14 protein-coding genes and 2 tRNA genes are annotated in these 20,891 nt (G+C 60.8%); 2 read left to right on the forward strand and 14 right to left on the reverse strand.

Translation table 11 applies throughout. From position 1 onward, the window contains the following. Positions 1-8: 8 nt before the first annotated feature. The 9 genes from NRB16_RS14435 to rnr all read right to left on the reverse strand — a co-directional run bounded on the left by NRB16_RS14435 (position 9) and on the right by rnr (position 13,244). The gene (locus NRB16_RS14435; RefSeq protein ID WP_257106384.1) at positions 9-3,299 is read right to left on the reverse strand and encodes a transglutaminase family protein; all 3,291 of its coding nucleotides are present in this window, start codon (positions 3,297-3,299) and stop codon (positions 9-11) included. A gap of 202 nt (positions 3,300-3,501) precedes the next feature. Beyond that, positions 3,502-5,820 carry a YgiQ family radical SAM protein gene (locus NRB16_RS14440; protein WP_045486853.1) on the reverse strand — a complete coding sequence of 773 codons (2,319 nt, stop codon included), beginning with the start codon at positions 5,818-5,820 and terminating at the stop codon, positions 3,502-3,504. A gap of 204 nt (positions 5,821-6,024) precedes the next feature. Next, on the reverse strand, positions 6,025-7,419 hold the full coding sequence (gene dnaB / locus NRB16_RS14445) for a replicative DNA helicase (RefSeq protein ID WP_045486851.1): 1,395 nt from the start codon (positions 7,417-7,419) through the stop codon (positions 6,025-6,027). 115 nt (positions 7,420-7,534) lie between these two features. Continuing rightward, complete coding sequence (rplI, locus tag NRB16_RS14450) at positions 7,535-7,981, reverse strand: 50S ribosomal protein L9 (protein WP_045486850.1); 447 nt, start codon at positions 7,979-7,981, stop codon at positions 7,535-7,537. A 19-nt stretch (positions 7,982-8,000) separates the two neighbouring features. Continuing rightward, positions 8,001-8,897, reverse strand: a complete 897-nt coding sequence (locus NRB16_RS14455; RefSeq protein WP_045486849.1) for a hypothetical protein — start codon at positions 8,895-8,897, stop codon at positions 8,001-8,003. 38 nt (positions 8,898-8,935) lie between these two features. Next, a complete protein-coding gene (rpsR, locus tag NRB16_RS14460; RefSeq protein WP_003249563.1) occupies positions 8,936-9,166 on the reverse strand; it encodes a 30S ribosomal protein S18 in 231 nt (76 codons plus the stop codon). Positions 9,167-9,194: 28 nt separating this feature from the next. Continuing rightward, on the reverse strand, positions 9,195-9,620 hold the full coding sequence (rpsF, locus tag NRB16_RS14465; RefSeq protein WP_045486846.1) for a 30S ribosomal protein S6: 426 nt from the start codon (positions 9,618-9,620) through the stop codon (positions 9,195-9,197). Between the two features lie 292 nt (positions 9,621-9,912). Next, positions 9,913-10,659: a 23S rRNA (guanosine(2251)-2'-O)-methyltransferase RlmB gene (gene rlmB, locus NRB16_RS14470; protein WP_257106385.1), complete on the reverse strand. Its 747-nt coding sequence runs from the start codon at positions 10,657-10,659 to the stop codon at positions 9,913-9,915. Then, entirely contained in the window at positions 10,656-13,244 is a 2,589-nt protein-coding gene (gene rnr / locus NRB16_RS14475) for a ribonuclease R (protein ID WP_257106386.1), read from the reverse strand. The genes rlmB and rnr overlap by 4 nt, the downstream gene beginning before the upstream one ends. Positions 13,245-13,472: 228 nt before the next feature. On the opposite strand from rnr, the gene NRB16_RS14480 reads away from it, so the two are divergent. Both NRB16_RS14480 and NRB16_RS14485 read left to right on the forward strand, forming a co-directional pair. Further along, positions 13,473-13,559 (forward strand) — tRNA-Leu (locus tag NRB16_RS14480). A gap of 65 nt (positions 13,560-13,624) precedes the next feature. Next, positions 13,625-13,711: transfer RNA gene (locus tag NRB16_RS14485), tRNA-Leu, on the forward strand. Between the two features lie 159 nt (positions 13,712-13,870). On the opposite strand, the gene NRB16_RS14490 is transcribed toward NRB16_RS14485, so the two are convergent. The 5 genes from NRB16_RS14490 to hflK all read right to left on the reverse strand — a co-directional run bounded on the left by NRB16_RS14490 (position 13,871) and on the right by hflK (position 20,825). Further along, positions 13,871-15,805 (reverse strand): methyl-accepting chemotaxis protein, encoded by a 1,935-nt coding sequence (locus tag NRB16_RS14490; RefSeq protein WP_257106387.1) that lies wholly within the window; start codon positions 15,803-15,805, stop codon positions 13,871-13,873. A gap of 167 nt (positions 15,806-15,972) precedes the next feature. Next, positions 15,973-17,265: an adenylosuccinate synthase gene (locus tag NRB16_RS14495; RefSeq protein ID WP_045486833.1), complete on the reverse strand. Its 1,293-nt coding sequence runs from the start codon at positions 17,263-17,265 to the stop codon at positions 15,973-15,975. A 54-nt stretch (positions 17,266-17,319) separates the two neighbouring features. Beyond that, positions 17,320-18,507: an ATP phosphoribosyltransferase regulatory subunit gene (locus NRB16_RS14500; protein WP_045486831.1), complete on the reverse strand. Its 1,188-nt coding sequence runs from the start codon at positions 18,505-18,507 to the stop codon at positions 17,320-17,322. Between the two features lie 270 nt (positions 18,508-18,777). Next, positions 18,778-19,647 (reverse strand): protease modulator HflC, encoded by an 870-nt coding sequence (hflC, locus tag NRB16_RS14505; protein ID WP_045486829.1) that lies wholly within the window; start codon positions 19,645-19,647, stop codon positions 18,778-18,780. Continuing rightward, on the reverse strand, positions 19,647-20,825 hold the full coding sequence (hflK, locus tag NRB16_RS14510; protein ID WP_045486827.1) for an FtsH protease activity modulator HflK: 1,179 nt from the start codon (positions 20,823-20,825) through the stop codon (positions 19,647-19,649). The genes hflC and hflK overlap by 1 nt, the downstream gene beginning before the upstream one ends. Positions 20,826-20,891: the final 66 nt, after the last annotated feature.

The raw sequence follows: 20,891 nt of genomic DNA on the forward strand, positions 1-20,891 counted from the left end.
GTTCATGCTCAACTGCGGCGAACGGGTTGATGACGACGCATATCCAGCGTCATCGGCAGCTCGTCGCTAATGTTGAGCGGCGCCACACTGATCTTGCCCGGTGTATGACCGATTCGCTGAAAACGCGCCAGGCGTCGACTCTGCGCTTCATTGCCATTGACTGGCAAGGTCTCGAAGTTGCGGCCGCCCGGATGCGCGACATGATACTCGCAGCCACCCAACGAGCGCTGCATCCAGGTATCGACCAGATCGAACACCAGCGGCGCGTGCACACCAATGGTCGGTTGCAGGCAACTGGCCGGCTGCCAGGCGCGATAGCGCACCCCGGCGACAAACTCCCCGGCCTGCCCGGTCGGTTGCAGCGGCACCGGTATACCGTTGCAGGTCAGCACGTAGCGCTGCGGCGCCAGCCCCTTGAGGTGCACCTGAACGCGCTCCAGTGACGAATCCACATAGCGCACAGCGCCGGAACCTGAGCCTTCCTCCCCCAGTACATGCCAGGGTTCCAGCGCCTGATGCAGTTGCAGCTCGATGCCATTGACCGCGTAGTCGCCCAGCTTGGGAAAGCGAAACTCCAGGTGTGCGGCGAACCACTCGCTCTTGAGCGGGTAACCGGCCTGGTTGAGTTCGGTGATCACATCCGCGAAATCCTGCTCGATGAAGTACGGCAGCATGAACCGGTCATGCAGCTCTGTACCCCAACGCGCCAAGCGTTGCGGCGCGTAGGGTTCACGCCAGAAACGCGCCACCAGCGCGCGCAGCAACAACTGCTGGGCCAGACTCATGCGGGCATGCGGCGGCATCTCGAAGCCGCGCAGTTCCAGCAGCCCCAGGCGACCGCTGCTGCTGTCCGGCGAATAGAGCTTGTCGATGCAGAACTCCGCCCGATGAGTATTGCCCGTCACATCGATAAGCAGGTTACGCAGCAAGCGATCGACCAGCCACGGCGCGACGTCTTCACCCGGTGCCGGGAACTGGGCAAAGGCGATCTCCAGCTCGTACAGCGAGTCATTGCGCGCTTCGTCGATGCGCGGCGCCTGGGAGGTCGGGCCGATGAACAGCCCCGAGAACAGGTAAGACAGCGAGGGGTGGTTGTGCCAGTAGCTGATCAGGCTGCGCAGCAAGTCAGGACGGCGCAGAAATGGCGAGTCAGCCGGGGTCGCGCCGCCCAGCACGAAGTGATTGCCCCCCCCGGTGCCGACATGCCGGCCGTCAATCATGAACTTCTCGGTGGTCAGCCGCGTCAGGCGTGCTTGCTCGTAGAGAAAGCCGGTACGCTCGACCAGCTCGCTCCAGCTCGCCGAAGGCTGAACATTGACCTCGATGACCCCTGGATCGGGGGTGATCCTGAAGTTCGCCAGCCGCGGGTCGACGGGCGGCTCGTAGCCTTCCAGCAACACCGGGCATTTGAGCTCTTCGGCGGTGGCCTCGATCACCGCCACCAACGCCAGATACTCTTCGAGCTTCTGCAGCGGCGGCATGAACAGATACAGGCGCCCGTTGCGGGCCTCGGCGCACAGCGCGGTACGGGTCAGCCAGTCGGCCGACTCATCAATGAGCGGCGCATGCTCATTCTCCTGGCTGCCAGACAGCGCAGGCTCATCGGCAAGTTCAGCCAGCTCGGCAAACGGCTGGTTCGGGTCTTCAGGATGGATAAACGGGTACTCGGCCGCGCTCACCCAGGGCTGCGAAGCCAGCGGCAAACGGTAGCCCAGCGCCGAGTCACCCGGCACCAGACGGCAATGCTGGCCGCGCAGATACCAGCGCCCGCTCTGCCAATGCTTGCCGTCCGCGGTGCGGGCCAGTGGCAACACTTGGCCGACCACCTTGTCCAGCCCCTGAGTGAATACCTTGCGCAGCCGGGCGCGCTCCAGCTCATCGTCCAGCCGTGAGTCTTCAGCGCTGACATTGACCGGCAACTGCCCTTCGCGCCAGAGGTAGTAAAGGTTGTCTTCATAAGCCGCAAACACGAAGCGCGGGGCTACGCCCAAGCGCTCGGCGACACTGGCCAGAAACCGCCCGGCCAGCTCGCTGTCGGCGCCATGGTCGCGGTTTTCATCAGCGATCAGCGCCGGGTTGCGCCACACCGGCTGGCCGTCCTTGCGCCAGAAGCAGTTCAGCGACCAACGCGGCAATTGCTCGCCGGGGTACCACTTGCCCTGCCCGAAATGCACCAGTGACTGCGGCGCGTAATGCTCACGCAGGCGCTGGAACAGTTCAGCCGACAGACGCCGCTTGTTCGGCCCCAGGGCTGCCGTGCTCCACTCCTGACCATCACGGTCGTCAATCGACACGAAGGTCGGCTCGCCGCCCATGGTCAGGCGCACATCACCTTCTTGCAGGTCGTGATCGATCTGTTCGCCAAGGGCCAGAATTTCGGCCCATTGCTCGTCGCTGTAGGGCTGGGTGACCCGCGGCGCTTCCCAGATCCGCTGCACTGACATGCTGTGGCTGAACTCGCTTTCGCACGGCTCCAGAACCCCGCTGATTGGTGCCGCCGAGGAAGGCTCGGGGCTGCACGCCAGTGGAATATGCCCTTCGCCCGCCAGCAAGCCCGAGGTCGCATCCAGGCCGACCCAGCCCGCGCCTGGCAGGTACACCTCGCACCAGGCGTGCAGATCGGTGAAATCGACCTCGGTGCCCGACGGCCCGTCGAGGGCCTGGACGTCAGCCTTGAGCTGGATCAGGTAGCCCGAAACGAAACGCGCTGCCAGGCCTAAATGACGCAGCAGTTGTACCAGCAGCCAGGCCGAGTCGCGGCACGAGCCCGAGGCATTCTCCAGGGTTTGTTCAGGGGTCTGTACACCAGGCTCCATACGGATCAGGTAGCTGATGTCAGCGTGCACGCGCTGGTTGAGCGCCACCAGAAAGTCGATGCTTGCCAACGGCTCACGGCTGATGCCGTCAAGATAGGCGGCAAACTTCGGCGTCAGCGGCAGCTTTTCCAGAAACGAGCTCAGCTCGCGCTGCTCATCAGCGCTGTAGGCGAACGGGATCTTCTCGGCATATGGCTCAAGAAAGAAGTCGAACGGGTTGAACACCACCATTTCCGCGACCAGATCGACCTCGATACGCAGTTCGCGGGTCTTCTCGGGAAACACCAGACGGGCCAGGTAATTGCCCTGCGGGTCCTGTTGCCAGTTGATGAAGTGCTCTTGCGGTTGCACCTTCAGGGAGTACGAGAGGATCCGCGTGCGGCTGTGCGCCGCCGGGCGCAGGCGAACCACCTGCGGGCCCAGAGCAATAGGGCGCTCGTAACGGTAATGGGTAACATGGTGCAAGGCGATGTGAATCGACACGGCGAGCCTCCTGCGAGCCTGGACAGTCCCTGGGCCGCGCAAGACTTATGCCATCGTCGGCATGCACGACGCCCGAGGCGTGGGTGATGGCTAGTCAGTCAAGCAGAGCACCAGGATTACGCCACACCATGCTCTGAATAGGGGTGGATGCACAAGAACGGAGCCGAAATAAAAACGCCAACCCGAAGGTTGGCGTGTTCATTTAGCGCGGCAGCACGGGCTGACGGGCCGGCTTCTTGCCGCCCTTCTTGTTGGCCTGGGCGCGCTCGCGCGCGGCTTCCTTGTGGCGGGCTTCGGCGGCGGCCTTGGCCTGCTCGCGCTTGTCCCACGGCTTGCTGCCATCGCTGCCACGCGGTGGCAGGCCGGTGTGCTGGGTCAGGATCTTGCCACCACCGTTCCCGGTCGCGCTGCCCTTGCCAACCTTGTGGCTGCCCGATGGCGTGGAGTTCTTGCGCCGGGCACTCTGGTAGCTGTCGGTGGCCGGCTGATGCAGCGGAATCAGTTGATCCTTGCCCGGCCCGATCAGGTCGCTACGCCCCATGCGCTCCAGCGCCTCGCGCAGCATCGGCCAGCCTTTGGGGTCGTGATAGCGCAGGAACGCCTTGTGCAGACGGCGCTGCTCATCGCTCTTGACGATGTTCACCCCTTCACTCTTATAGGTGACCTTGCGCAGCGGGTTCTTGCCCGAGTGGTACATCGCGGTAGCCGAGGCCATCGGCGACGGGTAGAACGCCTGTACCTGGTCGGCGCGGAAGCCGTTGCGCTTGAGCCACAGCGCCAGATTCATCATATCTTCGTCGGTGGTGCCGGGGTGGGCCGCGATGAAGTACGGAATCAGGTACTGCTCCTTGCCCGCTTCTTTCGAGAACTTCTCGAACATGCGCTTGAAGCGGTCGTAGCTGCCGATGCCCGGCTTCATCATCTGGTTGAGCGGACCTTCCTCGGTATGCTCCGGGGCAATCTTCAGGTAACCGCCGACGTGGTGGGTTACCAGCTCCTTCACATACTCCGGCGACTCCACGGCCAGGTCGTAACGCAGGCCCGAGGCAATCAGAATCTTCTTCACCCCCGGCAACGCGCGAGCACTGCGGTACAGCTGGATCAGCGCAGAGTGATCGGTATTGAGGTTCGGGCAGATGCCCGGGAACACGCACGATGGCTTGCGGCACGCGGATTCGATTTCCGGGCTCTTGCAGGCAATGCGGTACATGTTGGCGGTCGGCCCGCCGAGGTCGGAAATCACCCCGGTAAAGCCTGGCACCTTATCGCGGATCTCTTCGATTTCGCGGATGATCGACTCGTGGGAGCGGTTCTGGATGATCCGCCCCTCGTGCTCGGTGATCGAGCAGAAGGTGCAGCCACCGAAGCAGCCACGCATGATGTTCACCGAGAAACGGATCATCTCGTAGGCAGGAATCTTCTCCTTGCCGTACGCCGGGTGCGGTACTCGCGCATAAGGCATGCCGAACACGTAGTCCATTTCTTCGGTGGTCATCGGAATCGGTGGCGGGTTCAGCCAGATATCCGTGTCGCCATGCTTCTGCACCAGCGCCCGCGCGTTGCCGGGGTTGGTTTCCAGGTGCAGCACGCGGTTGGCGTGGGCGTAGAGCACCGGGTCGTTGCGCACTTTCTCGAAGGACGGCAGACGGATCACGGTCTTGTCGCGGGTCATGCGCGGGCTTTCGAGGATCTGCACGACCTTGGCTTCGTTGGGGTCCTCGACCTCGCCCTTGGCCTGCTCGATGGCGCAGGCCTGGGTGTCCTGAGTGTTCACATAGGGGTTGATGATCTTGTCGACCTTGCCCGGCCGGTCAATGCGGGTCGAGTCGACTTCATACCAGCCTTTGGGGGTATCACGGCGCACGAACACAGTGCCGCGAATATCGGTGATGTCTTCGATCTTCTCACCCCACGACAGGCGCTGGGCCACCTCGACCACGGCGCGCTCGGCGTTGCCGTACAGCAGGATATCGGCGCAGGCATCGACCAGGATCGAATGCCGCACTTTGTCCTGCCAGTAGTCATAGTGGGCAATGCGGCGCAGCGAAGCCTCAATGCCGCCGAGGATGATCGGCACATGCTTGTAGGCTTCCTTGCAGCGCTGGCTATACACCAGGCTGGCGCGGTCCGGACGCTTGCCGGCCATGCCGCCGGGCGTATAGGCGTCATCGGAACGGATTTTCTTGTCCGCCGTATAGCGGTTGATCATCGAGTCCATGTTGCCCGCTGCAACGCCGAAAAACAGATTCGGCTCGCCAAGCTTCATGAAGTCGTCCTTGGACTGCCAGTCAGGCTGGGCAATGATCCCGACGCGGAAGCCCTGAGACTCCAGCAGCCGGCCAATGATCGCCATGCCGAAGGAGGGATGATCGACATAAGCATCACCGGTAACGATGATGATGTCGCAGGAATCCCAGCCCAGTTGATCCATCTCTTCCCGGCTCATCGGCAGGAAAGGCGCTGGTCCGAAACATTCGGCCCAGTACTTGGGATAGTCAAATAACGGCTTGGCTGCTTGCATGGCGGTGCCCAGTCTCGGAGTGCAGGAAAATCGCGGGCGCGGAATATAGCACAAATTTTGACCACATCCGACGGTAATGGTCGGATTTGTCAGCTTGTTTGGGGTTGCTGCGCACCCGGCAAAGCTTCGCGTTTTTATATGACAGCCGGGCCGGTGTGGAACACCAGGCCGACAAGCTGTCACCAGGACAAAGTGCCGGCAGGATCAATCATCGTCGAACTGATAACTGCCCGGCGCGAGGTTTTCGAAGCGGGTGTATTTACCGATGAACGCCAGCCGTGACGTGCCGATCGGGCCGTTACGCTGTTTGCCGATGATGATTTCCGCAACCCCCTTGAACTCAGTCTCCGGGTGGTAGACCTCATCGCGGTAGACGAACATGATCACGTCGGCGTCCTGCTCGATCGCTCCGGATTCACGAAGGTCGGAGTTGATCGGGCGTTTGTTCGGCCGTTGCTCCAGAGAGCGGTTGAGCTGCGACAGGGCGATGACCGGGCAGTTGAATTCCTTGGCCAGTGCCTTGAGGGAGCGGGAAATCTCGGAGATTTCGTTGGTCCGGTTCTCGCCGCCGGCACCTGGAATTTTCATCAACTGCAGGTAGTCGATCATGATCATGCCAATATCGCCATGCTCGCGGGCGACGCGCCGGGTTCGGGCGCGCATTTCCGACGGGCTGATGCCTGCGGTATCGTCGATGAACAGCTTGCGGTCGTTGAGCAGGTTGACTGCCGAGGTCAGGCGCGGCCAGTCATCATCGTCCAGTTGCCCGGAGCGAATCTTGGTCTGGTCGATACGCCCCAGCGATGACAGCATCCGCATCATCAGCGATTCGCCTGGCATCTCCAGCGAGTAGACCAGCACGGCCTTTTCGCTGCGCAGCACGGCGTTTTCGACCAGGTTCATGGCAAAGGTGGTCTTACCCATCGATGGACGACCGGCAACGATGATCAGGTCGGCCGGCTGCAGCCCGCTGGTTTTGTCATCCAGATCGGTATAGCCAGTGGACAAGCCGGTGATCGCATTGTTGCTGTTGAACAGCGTGTCGATGCGGTCGATGGCGCGGGTCAGCAGGTCATTGACGCCGACCGGGCCGCCAGTCTTGGGACGCGCCTCGGCGATCTGGAAGATCTGCCGCTCGGCCTCGTCGAGAATTTCCTCGGCAGTGCGGCCTTCAGGGTTGAACGCGCTGTCGGCGATATCGTTGCTGATACCGATCAGTTGCCGCAGGGTCGCACGCTGGCGGACGATCTGCGCATAGGCCTTGATATTGGCCACCGACGGGGTGTTCTTGGCCAGCTCGCTGAGGTACCCAAGGCCGCCGACCTGAGAGGTCTGGCCTTCCTTGTCGAGTTGCTCTGACAGGGTCACGACGTCGATCGGCAGGTTCTGATCGGCCAGCCGGGCAATGGCCCGGAAGATCAGGCGGTGGTCATGTCGATAGAAATCGCCATCGGATACTTGATCGAGCACGCGCTCCCAGGCGTTGTTGTCCAGCATCAGACCACCCAGCACAGCCTGTTCGGCCTCGATGGAATGCGGCGGCACCTTGAGGGCAGCGGTTTGCAGATCGTATTGCTCGGGGGCGGAAATGTCGTTCATGGCCACTGGAATTAGTAGTTACTCATTTCAGAAAGACAAAGGGCACGACCTGTAAACAGGATCGTGCCCGATGTTAATCCTCTGGCGGGCCAGCCGCCAGAGCATCACGTACTGCTTACGCAGCCACCACGACAACGCGAACGGTCGCATCAACGTCGCTGTGCAGGTGCACGGCAACGTCGTACTCGCCGACGTTACGGATGGTGCCGTTCGGCAGACGAACTTCGCTCTTGGCAACTTCAACGCCGGAGGCGGTCAGTGCGTCAGCGATGTCGTGGGTGCCGATCGAACCGAACAGCTTGCCTTCGTCGCCAGCGGTGGCAGTGATGGTCACTTCCAGCTCGGCCAGTTGGGCAGCGCGGCTTTCAGCCGAAGCTTTCTTGTCTGCAGCCAGTTGCTCCAGCTCAGCACGACGCTCTTCGAACGCAGCCAGGTTGGCTGGGGTCGCAGGGGTGGCTTTGCCGTAAGGCAGCAGGTAGTTACGACCGTAGCCGGCCTTAACGTTTACTTTGTCGCCCAGGTTGCCCAGGTTGGCGACTTTTTCCAGAAGGATCAGTTGCATGTGGAAATCCTCTAAACTTTTAACCTTCACCGTTCGCAGGACCGTTACCGGCGTCTTTCGACCCCCGGCGGCCGCGAAAATCAATCAGGCTGTCGACAATGGCCAGAACCACGAGCAACGGATAGATCAGTTGCATGAATAACAGCAGCGCGACATACATCCCCACCAGCCAGAATTTGCCAAGACGCTTTTCAGCGACCAGGCCATGAACCAGTGCCAGCCCTGCAAAGACCAGCGGCACGCTGCACAGAGGTGTCAGCATGGCCATGTGGGGACCGAAATTCGGCCCGACCAGCATGGCGACCACCAGTACCAGCATCGGTATTGGCGACAGTCTCACGGCACGAAATTCGCGCCCGAAACCGCCAGGGTTGTACAACAACGCTTGCCAGTAACGCCCCAGCATCAGGGTCAGCACACTGACGATCTGCAACAAAGCCGCTATCAGGCCATTGAGTACCGGTGCAATCAGGGATCCCAGACGGGCCCGCTCTTCTACGCTCATTTGCTCGTAGAGGCCGGCGAGCATTGTCGGCAGGTGTTTCTGAATCTCCTGCGACAACAGCTCGATGGGTTCGCGGAATACCGCTCCCAGGATCACTGCATACATCAGTCCCCACGCCACACTGGCGAGTAACACACGGGCCCAGGACTCGCTGGCACGCAAAACCATTGCCAGGCCGAGCGATCCGACCAACACCATGGCGGTGCGCGGTTCGCCGAAATACCACCAGGCCAAAGCCGGCAGCAGAGCCCAGGCCAGGATGCCGGCGGCATCGCTGAACCCGCGTCGCAGAAGCACCAGGCATCCTGCGGCAGCACTCAACCAGAACAGCAGCGGCAATGCCGCACATCCGACCACCACGAAGGTGGCCTGCATACGGCCGCGCATGATCAATTCAGCCAAGGCACGCATGCGATCTATCCCTTGTTACGCTTGTCGACGACCCGGTCTCAGCGGCCGTGGCTGTCGGTGTAAGGCAGCAAGGCCAGGAAGCGGGCGCGCTTGATAGCGGTGGCCAGCTGACGCTGATAGCGAGCTTTGGTACCGGTGATACGGCTTGGAACGATTTTGCCGGTTTCCGATACGTAGGCTTTCAGAGTGTTGAGATCTTTGAAATCGATCTCTTTCACGTCTTCAGCGGTGAAGCGGCAGAATTTACGACGACGGAAGAAACGTGCCATTTAATAGGCTCCTCAAAAGGTCCGTGGATTACTCGTCAGCGCTATCGCTAACGTCGCTGTTGTCGCTGTCGTCGCCATCGGCGCTGTCAGCGTGCTCAGGACGATCGCGACGCTCACGGCGCTCGCTGCGGTTTTCTTCAGCCTTGAGCATCTCGGACTGGCCGGTAACAGCTTCGTCACGACGGATGACCAGGTTACGGATCACGGCGTCGTTGTAACGGAAGTTGTCTTCCAGTTCGGCCAGAGCCTTGCCGGAGCATTCAACGTTCAGCATCACGTAGTGAGCCTTGTGAACGTTGTTGATGGCGTAGGCCAGTTGACGACGGCCCCAGTCTTCCAGGCGGTGGATCTTGCCGCCGTCTTCTTCGATCAGCTTGGTGTAACGCTCGACCATGCCGCCGACTTGTTCGCTCTGGTCCGGGTGAACCAGAAAGATGATTTCGTAATGACGCATGAATGCTCCTTACGGGTTGTAGCCTGCCGCTTGCGCGGTCAGACAAGGAGTGAATGACTCGTTCTGATCTTGCTCGTCACAGGCGCATGAACGCCTGCCATGACAGCAAGGGGCGCAATTGTAGAGAAGCGCCGGAGGTGGCGCAAGAACATTGGTGAATTATTGAGCAATGAGCAGCTGCAAGCTGCAAGCTAGAACAAAGGCAGATCGTGCCAAACGGTAATACTGTGTCCGCCCGGTTCTGCTTTTTCTTGTAGCTTGTCGCTTACAGCTTGTAGCTGGCGCGCAGCGCCTAGCGCTTGCTGCCGCGCTGGCGCAGGGCTTCGAACAGACACACACCGGTCGCAACCGAGACATTGAGGCTGCTGACGCTGCCGGCCATGGGCAGGCGCACCAGAAAATCGCAATGCTCGCGGGTCAGACGGCGCATGCCTTTGCCTTCGGCGCCCATGACAATGGCGATCGGCCCGGTAAGATCCTGCTGGTACAGCTCCTGCTCGGCTTCGCCCGCAGTGCCGACGATCCACACGTCGCGTTTTTGCAGTTTTTCCAGGCTACGCGCCAGGTTGGTTACCGCCACCAGCGGGATGACCTCAGCGGCACCACAGGCCACTTTACGCACCGTGGCATTGAGGGTTGCCGATTTGTCCTTGGGCACGATCACCGCCAGCGCACCGGCGGCATCGGCGGTGCGCAGGCAGGCACCGAGGTTGTGCGGATCGGTCACGCCGTCGAGCACCAGCAGCAATGGCGTGCCTTCATGACGCTCAAGCAACTCATCGAGCATCGCCTCGCCCCAGACCTGGCTGGGGCTGACTTCCGCGACCACACCCTGATGCACGCCTTCAACCCAGGCGTCCATCTCGCGACGCTCGGCCTGACCGATCTGCACGCGGTTCTGCGTGGCCAGTTCAACCAGGTTCTGCACCCGCGGCTCGCTGCGCCCTTCCGCCAGCCAGATCTGCTTGACCCGTTTGGGGTGATGACGCAACAACGCCTCTACGGCATGCACGCCGTAGACTTTTTCCAGCTCACTCATGACTTGCCCTTGGACTTGGACCGCGATGGCCCCTTGCGATGCTTGGTCGGCTTGCCAGCAGTCTCACCGCTGTGCGATGAGGACTTGCCTGAAGACTTGCCAGCACCCTTGGCTTCGGCCAGCAGCGCCTTTTTCATTTCCCGGCTCTTGCGCACCTCGGCGTTTTTGGCCACGGCATCGCTCGGATAGTAAGCATCAGCCACCGCACGCTTGGCTGAAGTGGTGCGTCGCTCCTTTTTTGCCGGCGCTGCGGGCGGCTCACTGAAAGGCGATTGGCTCTGCCCCTGATTTTGCCCCTGCAACTGACGCTTGCGCGGTGCAGCCGCAGTCGCTGAACCGGCCGGCACTTCGAAGTCGATCTTGCGTTCGTCCAGATTGACGCGCATGACCTTCACTTCAATGCTGTCGCCCAAGCGGTAGCTGCGCCCGCTGCGCTCACCAGCCAGGCGATGGTGCACAGGGTCGTAATGGTAGTAGTCGTCCGGCAAGGCAGTGACATGCACCATGCCTTCGACATAGATGTCCGTCAGCTCGACAAACAGGCCAAAGCCGGTCGCGGCGGTGATGACACCCGGGAACGTCTCACCCACACGGTCTTTCATGTACTCGCACTTGAGCCAGTTGACCACGTCGCGGGTGGCCTCGTCGGCACGGCGCTCGCTCATCGAGCACTGCTCGCCCAGTTGCTCAAGGCTTGTTTCGTCGTACGGATAGATCCGCGCCTTGGGAATGGTCGCCCCGCCAGCACGCCGCACATGGGGCGTCTCGCGCTTGGAACGGATCACACTGCGGATCGCACGGTGGGTCAGCAGGTCCGGATAGCGACGGATTGGCGAGGTGAAGTGCGTGTAGGCCTCGTAGTTCAGGCCGAAGTGGCCGTTATTGTCGGAGGTGTAGACTGCCTGGCTCAACGAACGCAACATCACGGTCTGGATCAGGTGATGGTCCGGGCGTTCACGCACGGTTTCCAGCAGCGCCTGGTAATCCTTCGGGGTTGGCCCCTCTTTGCCCTTGTGCAGCGAAAGCCCCAGCTCACCAAGAAAGGCACTGAGCTTTTCCAGACGCTCTGGCGGCGGGCCGTCATGCACCCGGTACAGGGCAGGAATCTCGTGCTTCTTGAGGAATTCGGCAGTGGCCACGTTGGCCGCCAGCATGCACTCCTCGATCAGCTTGTGCGCATCGTTGCGGGTGGTCGGGCGGATCTCGGCGATCTTGCGCTCGGCACCGAAGATGATGCGGGTTTCCTGGGTTTCGAAATCGATGGCACCACGCGCATGCCGTGCGCCCAGCAGCACCTTGTACAGTGCATACAGTTGCTTGAGGTCCGGCACCACTTCGTTGTATTGCTCACGCAGCTTGCGTGCTTCGGAAGTACGCGAGTGCTCAAGGATGGTGCTGACCTTGTTATAGGTCAGGCGCGCATGGGAGTGGATCACGGCTTCATAGAACACGTAATCGACCATCTCGCCGGTCTTGGAGAAATCCATCTCGCAGACCATGGCAAGGCGATCGACATGCGGATTCAGCGAGCACAGGCCATTGGACAGTTCTTCCGGCAGCATGGGCACGACGCGCTCGGGGAAATACACCGAGTTGCCACGCACCTGGGCCTCGGCATCCAGCGCCGAGTCAACTTTCACATAACTGGAAACGTCGGCAATCGCCACGTACAGCTTCCAGCCACCGGAGAACAGCCGCAGTTTGCCGGGGCGCGCTTCGCAGTACACCGCATCGTCGAAGTCGCGGGCATCTTCGCCGTCGATGGTCACGAACGGCAGATGGCGCAGGTCGATGCGGTTGGCCTTGTCGCGCTCTTCGACTTCGGGCTTGAGGCGCCCGGCCTCCTTGAGCACCCCTTGCGGCCAGACATGCGGAATATCGTAGCTGCGCAGCGCAACGTCGATTTCCATGCCCGGAGCCATGTAGTTGCCTACCACTTCGACCACGTCACCTTGAGGCTGGAAGCGCGGGGTCGGCCAGTGGGTAATCTTCACCGAGACGAACTGGCCCACCTTGGCGCCACCGTTACGTCCCTGGGTGATCAGCACTTCCTGCTGGACCTTGGGATTGTCAGGCACCACGAAACCAATGCCGCTTTCTTCGTAGTAGCGACCCACGATGGTTTCATGCCCACGGGAGATGACTTCGACAATCACCCCTTCGCGGCGACCACGACGATCAAAACCGGCCACACGCGCCAGGCCACGGTCGCCGTCGAACACCAGGCGCATCTGTGCCGGGCTCAGGAACAGGTCATCGGAACCATCGTCCGGAACCAGAAAGCCGAAGCCGTCACGGTGGCCCGACACGCGACCCAGGATCAGGTCCAGCTTGTCGACCGGCGCATAGGTGCCGCGACGGGTGTAAATCAGTTGACCATCGCGCTCCATGGCCCGCAAACGGCGGCGCAGGGCTTCGATCTGGTCTTCGGTGGTCAGACCGAATTCGTCGACCAGCTGCTCACGGGCAGCGGGCGAACCACGCTCAGCGAGGTGATGCAGGATCAGCTCGCGGCTGGGAATGGGGTTTTCGTATTTTTCCGCTTCACGGGCGGCCTCGGGATCGAGGGATTGCCAATCGGCCATTAGTATTCGTTCACCTTATCTGTAAGGGCGCAGTTTCGCATATACGGGATTGAAACGCTAAATGAAGGCGTCTAACCCCATCCAGTCACTTTTTTTCAAAAACCTTAAAAAAGAGCTTTACAGGCTTTCATGCCATCCCTATGATGCGCACCACAACGACGGCACAGCCTACGTTGAGTTGTGACAAGCTTTGATTTCAAACGAAATTAAAGCCAAATGCAACGAGTTGCCCAGGTGGTGAAATTGGTAGACACGCCAGCTTCAGGTGCTGGTGGCCTTACGGCCGTGGAAGTTCGAGTCTTCTCCTGGGCACCAATTCAAACATTCAAGATAATGTCTTGGATGTAGCTGAAAAAGCAAACGCTGCAAATGCAATATCCGCCCAGGTGGTGAAATTGGTAGACACGCCAGCTTCAGGTGCTGGTGACCTTACGGTCGTGGAAGTTCGAGTCTTCTCCTGGGCACCAATTCAAACAAAACCGAGCCACTGGCTCGGTTTTGTGCTTTCTGAGATCCGGTTTTTCATCACCCTAACCGACAATCAATTCCGCCCTAGCGCCACCTACGCAAATCCCCCGCCACACAAATCAGTGGCGACCGAAGCCGCCACCCGCATACCAGCCCCATCAAGCCCGGAACTGCCCCAGGCTCGCCTTGAGCTGCGCCGCCAGACCACTCAGCACTTTACCACTGGCAGTGGTTTCCGATACCGCCTGCGCTGCGCGCTCCGCCTGGGCATGGATCACCTCGACCCGACCACGCACCGCCTGCGCACCTTGCGCCTGATGCACAGCGGCCTGAGTTGCCAGACCAATGGCCGCATGCACCTGCTCGACCGACTCCTGCACCGACTGCTGCAACCTGGAACTGTCACGCAACACCGCCAACCCCTCTTTGGCCTGCCGGCCGGCCTGATCAATTGCCGCCACCGCCTCCTTGGCGCCGCGCTGCAACGCCACGATATGTTCCTGAATATCGCCTGTGGAGCTTTGAGTCTTGCTGGCCAGCGCCCGCACCTCGTCCGCCACCACAGCAAAACCACGTCCGGTTTCACCGGCCCGCGCCGCTTCAATCGCCGCGTTCAGGGCCAACAGATTGGTCTGCTCGGCAATCCCGTGAATCACCTCAAGCACCACTTCGATCTGCTGACTCTGCTGGGCCAGACGCTCAATCACCTGAGCACCGGTCTCGACCTGCCCGGCCAGCGCCTCGATCAGACCGCCCACCTGGTTGGCAGTGCGCGTGGTTTCATCGGTCGCCTGCTTGATTCCCACCACTTGCTGCAACGCACTCTGCATCACCTGGCTTTCGTTCTGCGCCTCATCGGCCATACGCTCCAGCGCCTGCAAGCTGGCGGCGACTTCATCACGCTGCCGCCCGGCTGCCGCATCAGCACCGGCATTGCGCTCGCTCATCACGCCGATTTCGACACCGGTACGCTGGGCCACCTCACCCGCCTCACGCACGATTGGCTGCAGCTTGTCGACAAACCGGTTGACCGCTGCTGACATATCGCCAATTTCGTCATCGCTGTCGAGCTTGACCCGCTTGGTCAAATCACCCTCACCCGCTGCCAGGTCATTCAGGGCCGCAATCAGCAAGCGCAGTTTGCTGACCACCCGCCGCCCAAGCACCACAGCCACCAACAGCAGCACACCCAACCCGACCAGCGCCAGGCTCAGACCAATCCTCCAGCGCAGTGATTCAGCTGCTTGCTGCACCGCCAGCCGGGTATTGCCCGCCATGGTGTCGGCAGTGTTGTGTGCCTCCTGCAAGCGGCTGCGCAGCGCCGTCGAACTGCCTGCCGAAGCACTGGCCAGGCTCTCTGAAACCAGTTGCTCGCTACTGCTGATGAGGCCCGAAAAGCGCTTGTCCAGCGCAGTCAGGTTTTCTTCCACCGCACTGGTAGAAACCCCCATGCGCACCTTGCCGATCTCGACGCCATTGGGGCTGATCGATGCTTCGACGTAATACACACCCGGATCGGTTTTCGCCGCATCCAGGACCTTGTCCATGGCCCGCTCGCCCTGCCCCTTGGCCAGCAGCGCCTTGATCTTGGCGTTATCTCGATCCAGGTAGCGAGTCAGGTGCTCACCGGCCGCATCGTCATAGACGACGAACAACACGTTGGGATTGCGCTGCGCCCGGCGGGCGAATTCGGAGAGGGTCGGGGTGTCGTTATCCCACATGGCACGCGGCGCAACCGCCGCCAGCAATTCGGCCATGTCACTGGCAGACTCGTGCAGGTTCTTTTCCAGCGTGGCACGCAGTTGCCCCTGCTCATCCTTCAAACGAGTGGACAAGCCCTGACTCAAACGCTGGCGGGTATTGGTCGATAGCGCTTCCAGGCTGGAAGCAACTTCGTTACTGGCACGCTCCAACTGAGTCGACAGCTGTTGCGAATCCACACCCAGACTGCGGGCAAGATCAGCCTCCAGCGCAGCCACCGTGCTGCGTGTCAGCGCAACAGCGACCAGCACTTGCACCAGAAGGGCAATACCAAGAGCAATGAATACAGGACGCAACAAACGACTACGCAGCAGAGAAAGGACAGCAGACACGGGGGAACTCCTTCCACCAACAAACGCCATCAAACTGATAGCATCTTTTCTGACGTTTCTACAGCAATAGTCGTGCCCACAGCAAGTAACACATTTATGAGCAACTCAGCTGCCCAGAAACGACAAAGGGTCGCAAATGCGACCCTTTGTCGTGTAGCGCGATCAGATCAGGCGAACGGATGACGCAGGACGATCGTCTCGTTGCGGTCAGGACCGGTCGAAATGATGTCGATCGGAGCACCCACCAGCTCTTCGATGCGCTTGATGTAAGCCTGGGCAGCAGCCGGCAGCTCGGCAAGGGTCTTGGCGCCCAGCGTCGATTCGCTCCAGCCCGGCAACTGCTCATATACCGGACGCAGGCCTACATAGCTGTCGGCATCGGTCGGCGCTTCGATCACCGCACCGTTTTCGTTCTCGTAACCGACGCAGATATTGATGGTTTCCAGACCGTCGAGCACGTCCAGCTTGGTCAGGCACAGGCCCGAGATGCTGTTGATTTCGATGGCACGGCGCAGGATCACGGCGTCGAACCAGCCGCAACGACGAGCGCGGCCAGTGGTGGAGCCGAATTCATGACCACGCTTGGCCAGGAACGCACCGGTGTCGTCGAACAGTTCGGTCGGGAACGGACCGGAACCTACGCGAGTGGTGTAGGCCTTGGTGATGCCCAGAATGTAGTCCAGGTACAGCGGACCAAAACCGGAGCCGGTGGCGATACCGCCAGCAGTGGTATTGGAACTGGTCACATACGGGTAAGTACCGTGGTCGATGTCGAGCAGCGAACCCTGAGCACCTTCGAACATGATGTCCTTGCCGGCGCGACGCAGGTCGTGCAGTTCGGCGGTCACATCGAGCATCAGCGGTTGCAGCTGCTCGGCGTATTCCATGCATTCGTCCAGCGTTTTCTGGAAGTCGATAGCCGGCTCTTTGTAGTAATTGACCAGCTGGAAGTTATGGTAATCCAGCAACTCACCCAGCTTGGCAGCGAAACGCTCGCGATGGAACAGGTCGCCCACACGCAGGCCGCGACGAGCAACCTTGTCTTCGTAGGCCGGGCCAATACCGCGACCGGTCGTACCGATCTTCAGCTCGCCACGAGCCTTCTCGCGCGCCTGGTCCAGCGCAACGTGGTAAGACAGGATCAGCGGGCAGGAAGGGCTGATACGCAGGCGCTCACGCACCGGCACGCCTTTTTCTTCGAGCTTGACGATTTCGCGCATGAGCGCGTCGGGCGCCACGACCACACCGTTACCGATCAGGCACTGTACGCCTTCGCGCAGTACACCGGACGGAATCAGATGCAGTACGGTCTTCTCACCATCGATCACCAGGGTGTGGCCAGCATTGTGACCGCCCTGATAGCGAACTACGGCGGCAGCATGTTCGGTCAGCAGATCGACGATCTTGCCTTTGCCCTCATCACCCCACTGGGTGCCCAGGACTACGACATTCTTACCCATAACACTCGTCCTCATTCACGCAAACTTGGTGCCGGCGGCAGCCGGCAGGAATACTCAAGAGGCCAGTGGCATTACCTGCCAGCCCTCACCATGCTGAATCAATTGCCGGTCGCAGCCAGCTTCACGCGCGGCGCTTACCTGCTGCCCAGGCAACGCCTGAACGACACGTTGCCCGTCTTTGCGCAACTGGCAGATGGACTGCCAGAGCGCTGAATCATTACTGTCCGGCACCCAGATACCGCCGGTCGGCACTTCGATTTCGGCCTGCCCCAGAGTGACCAGGGTTTTCAGATCGGTCGAGAAGCCGGTAGCCGGACGTGCACGACCGAAATCGGCACCGATATCGTCGTACCGGCCACCCTGAGCAATCGACTCGCCTACACCCGGCACAAACGCGGCAAACACAACACCGGTGTGGTAGTGATAACCGCGTAACTCACCCAGGTCGAAATACAGCGGCAACTGCGGGAAGCGCGCGGTCAGGCGTTCGGCCACCACCAGCAGGTCATCCAGTGCCGCCAGTACCGGTGCAGGCGCACCCGCCAGCCGTTCACGGGCCTCGGCCAGCACCTCACGGCCGCCGCACAGCCCGACCAGCGCCTGCAGCATGGAAGCCAGGTTGGCAGGCAGACCGGTGGTCAGGCTCACGACCTCGTCGATGGCCTTGCGCTGCAGTGCATCGAACAACTGCTGCTCGACCTCGCCAGACAAGCCGGCTGCACGCGCCAGGCCGCGGTAGATACCGACATGCCCCAGATCCATATGCACATCCGGCACTTCGGCCTGCTGCAGCATCGCCAGCATCAAACTGATGACTTCGACGTCACTGCTGGTGCTTGCATCGCCATAAAGCTCGGCACCCAGCTGGATCGGGCTGCGCGAATTGGACAATGCACGCGGCTTGGCATGCAGCACGCTACCGGCGTAGCACAGACGTGTCGGACCTTCACGCTTGAGGGTGTGGGCGTCGATACGCGCCACCTGCGGCGTGATGTCGGCGCGAAAGCCCATCTGCCGCCCCGACTGCGGATCGATCACCTTGAAGGTACGCAGGTCCAGATCGGAACCGGCGCCGATCAACAGCGACTCAAGGTATTCGATATGCGGAGTGACGACGAATTCATAGCCCCAGCTCTGGAACAGGTCCAGTACCTGACGTCGTGCGACTTCAATGCGTGCAGCATCGGGTGGCAGCACTTCTTCAATGCCATCCGGGAGCAGCCAGCGGTCAACCGTTGCCATTAAGCCCTTCCCCTTATCCGGGCGGCCAGCCTTCGGGCAAGCCTTGAATGAAGCAGAGAGCGGTCGCCATACGACGGGCACGACAAACACCCGAAACCAGGCCTCGGACCCACTCTCCTTGAAAAATCCTGCCGCCTGCACTCAGGCAAACGGCCAATCAAACATGCAGACGCAAAAAAGCCGGGAATTTCCCGGCTGCCGCATGATACACACGTTTTACCGTACGTTCACCCCATGAGACAGATTTGCCGCCCAATGGGGTGATGCGGATTACGGCTTGGCTTTCTCCAGGTAGCGGAAAAACTCGCTCTTGGGGTCCAGCACCAGCACGTCACTCTTGCTTGCAAAGCTTTCACGATAGGCCAGCAGGCTGCGATAGAACGCGTAGAACTCCTGATCCTGACCATAGGCCTTGGCGTAGATCGCAGCGGCCTGGGCATCACCATCACCACGGGTCTCTTCAGACTCACGATAGGCTTCAGCCAGCAGCACACGGCGCTGACGATCAGCGTCGGCACGAATACCTTCAGCCAGCTCGTTACCCTTGGCGCGATGCTCCCGAGCCTCACGCTCACGCTCGGTGCTCATGCGCTCGAACACGCTGCGGTTGACTTCCTTGGGCAGGTCGATGGCTTTGACACGTACGTCAAGGACTTCGATACCCAGCTCTTTCTCCGCCATACGGTTCAGCGAGCCGGTGATGTCTGCCATCAGCGCGTCACGCTCACCCGATACCACTTCATGCAGGGTGCGCTTACCGAACTGGTCACGCAGACCGGACTCCAGACGACGCGACAACCGCTCGTCGGCAATCTGCTTGAGGCCCGAGGTCGCGGTGTAGAAGCGCTCGGCATCCTTGACCCGCCACTTGGCGTAAGCATCGACCATCACGGCCTTTTTCTCCAGCGTCAGGAACCGCTGGGTGGGTGCATCAAGGGTCAGCAGACGCGCATCGAACTTGCGCACCTGATTGACGTACGGAACCTTCACATGCAGGCCAGGCTGTACGTCAGGCTGTACGACCCGACCGAATTGCAGCAGGACCGCACGTTCGGTCTGCGCAACGATGTAGAAGCTGTTCCAGGCGACAACCGCCAGCACCACGCCCACGATGAGCGCAAACAGTGACTTATTGCTCATCAGCGGCTCTCCCTGGTACGCGTTTCACGCTGCTGGATATCGACCGGGCGAGCAGCATTGTCAGCACTCACGGCAGAGCCGTTATTGCTGGCAGGCGTCGCGGTATTGTTGCTGCGACCGCTCTCGACCATCTTGTCCAGCGGCAGATAAAGCAGGTTGTTCTGCCCCTTGTCACCGGTGACCAGCACTTTGCTGGTATTGCTGAACACTTCCTGCATGGTCTCCAGATACAGACGCTCGCGAGTGATCTCAGGAGCCTTGCGGTACTCAGCTACCAGCTTGGTGAAGCGCTCGCTGTCACCCTTGGCCCTGGAAATCACTTCATCGCGATAACCGTTGGCGTTCTCGATGATGCGCTGGGCCTGACCACGCGCCTCAGGAATCACGCCATTGGCGTAGCCTTCGGCCTGGTTGCGGGCACGCTGCTCGTCTTCACGGGCACGGATCACATCATCGAAGGCTTCCTGCACTTCACGCGGTGCCGCTGCGCTTTGCACGTTCACCTGGGTGATGGTGATACCGGTACGGTAGGTATCGAGGAAACGCTGCAAACGCTCCTTGATCTCGGTGGCCATCAGCTCACGACCTTCGGTCAGTACCTGATCCATGGCCGTGGAGCCCACGACATGGCGAAGGGCACTTTCGGTGGCATGCTGCAGGCTCACTTCAGGCTGATCCACATTCAGCACGAAGTCCTGGAGGCTGGAAATCCGGTATTGCACGGTCAACGGCACTTCGACGATGTTCTCGTCTTCGGTCAGCATCTGACCCTGCTTGCTGTAAGCGCGCTCGCGGGTGACGTTTTCCATGTACTTGCGGTCGAACGGCGGGAAATAGATGTTCAGGCCGGGACCTACAGTCTCGTAGTACTTGCCGAACCGCAGGACGACGGCCTGCTCCTGCTCGTCGACAACATAGACGGCGTTGTACAACCAGAAGGCCAGGACCACGAACAGGCCGATGCCCAGCAGGCCAAAGCCGCCGCCCTTGCTGGAGCTGCCGCCGCCACTGCCATCACCACTGCGTTTCTTACCGCCGCCGAACAACCCATTCAGGCTTTCCTGCAGCTTGCGGAAGGCTTCGTCGAGATCCGGCGGCCCCTTGCGATCGCCACCACGACGGTTGCCACCCCAGGGATCCTGATTGTTCGAGTTGCCACCCGGCTCATTCCAAGCCATAGCGCTCTCCATCTGATAAAGCAAAGACGCGCCCTCGGCGCGCCGCCCCATGCTACCGAATGCTCG

This window comes from Pseudomonas sp. LJDD11, assembly GCF_024584215.1.
In the GTDB taxonomy this organism is placed as follows: Bacteria; Pseudomonadota; Gammaproteobacteria; order Pseudomonadales; family Pseudomonadaceae; genus Aquipseudomonas.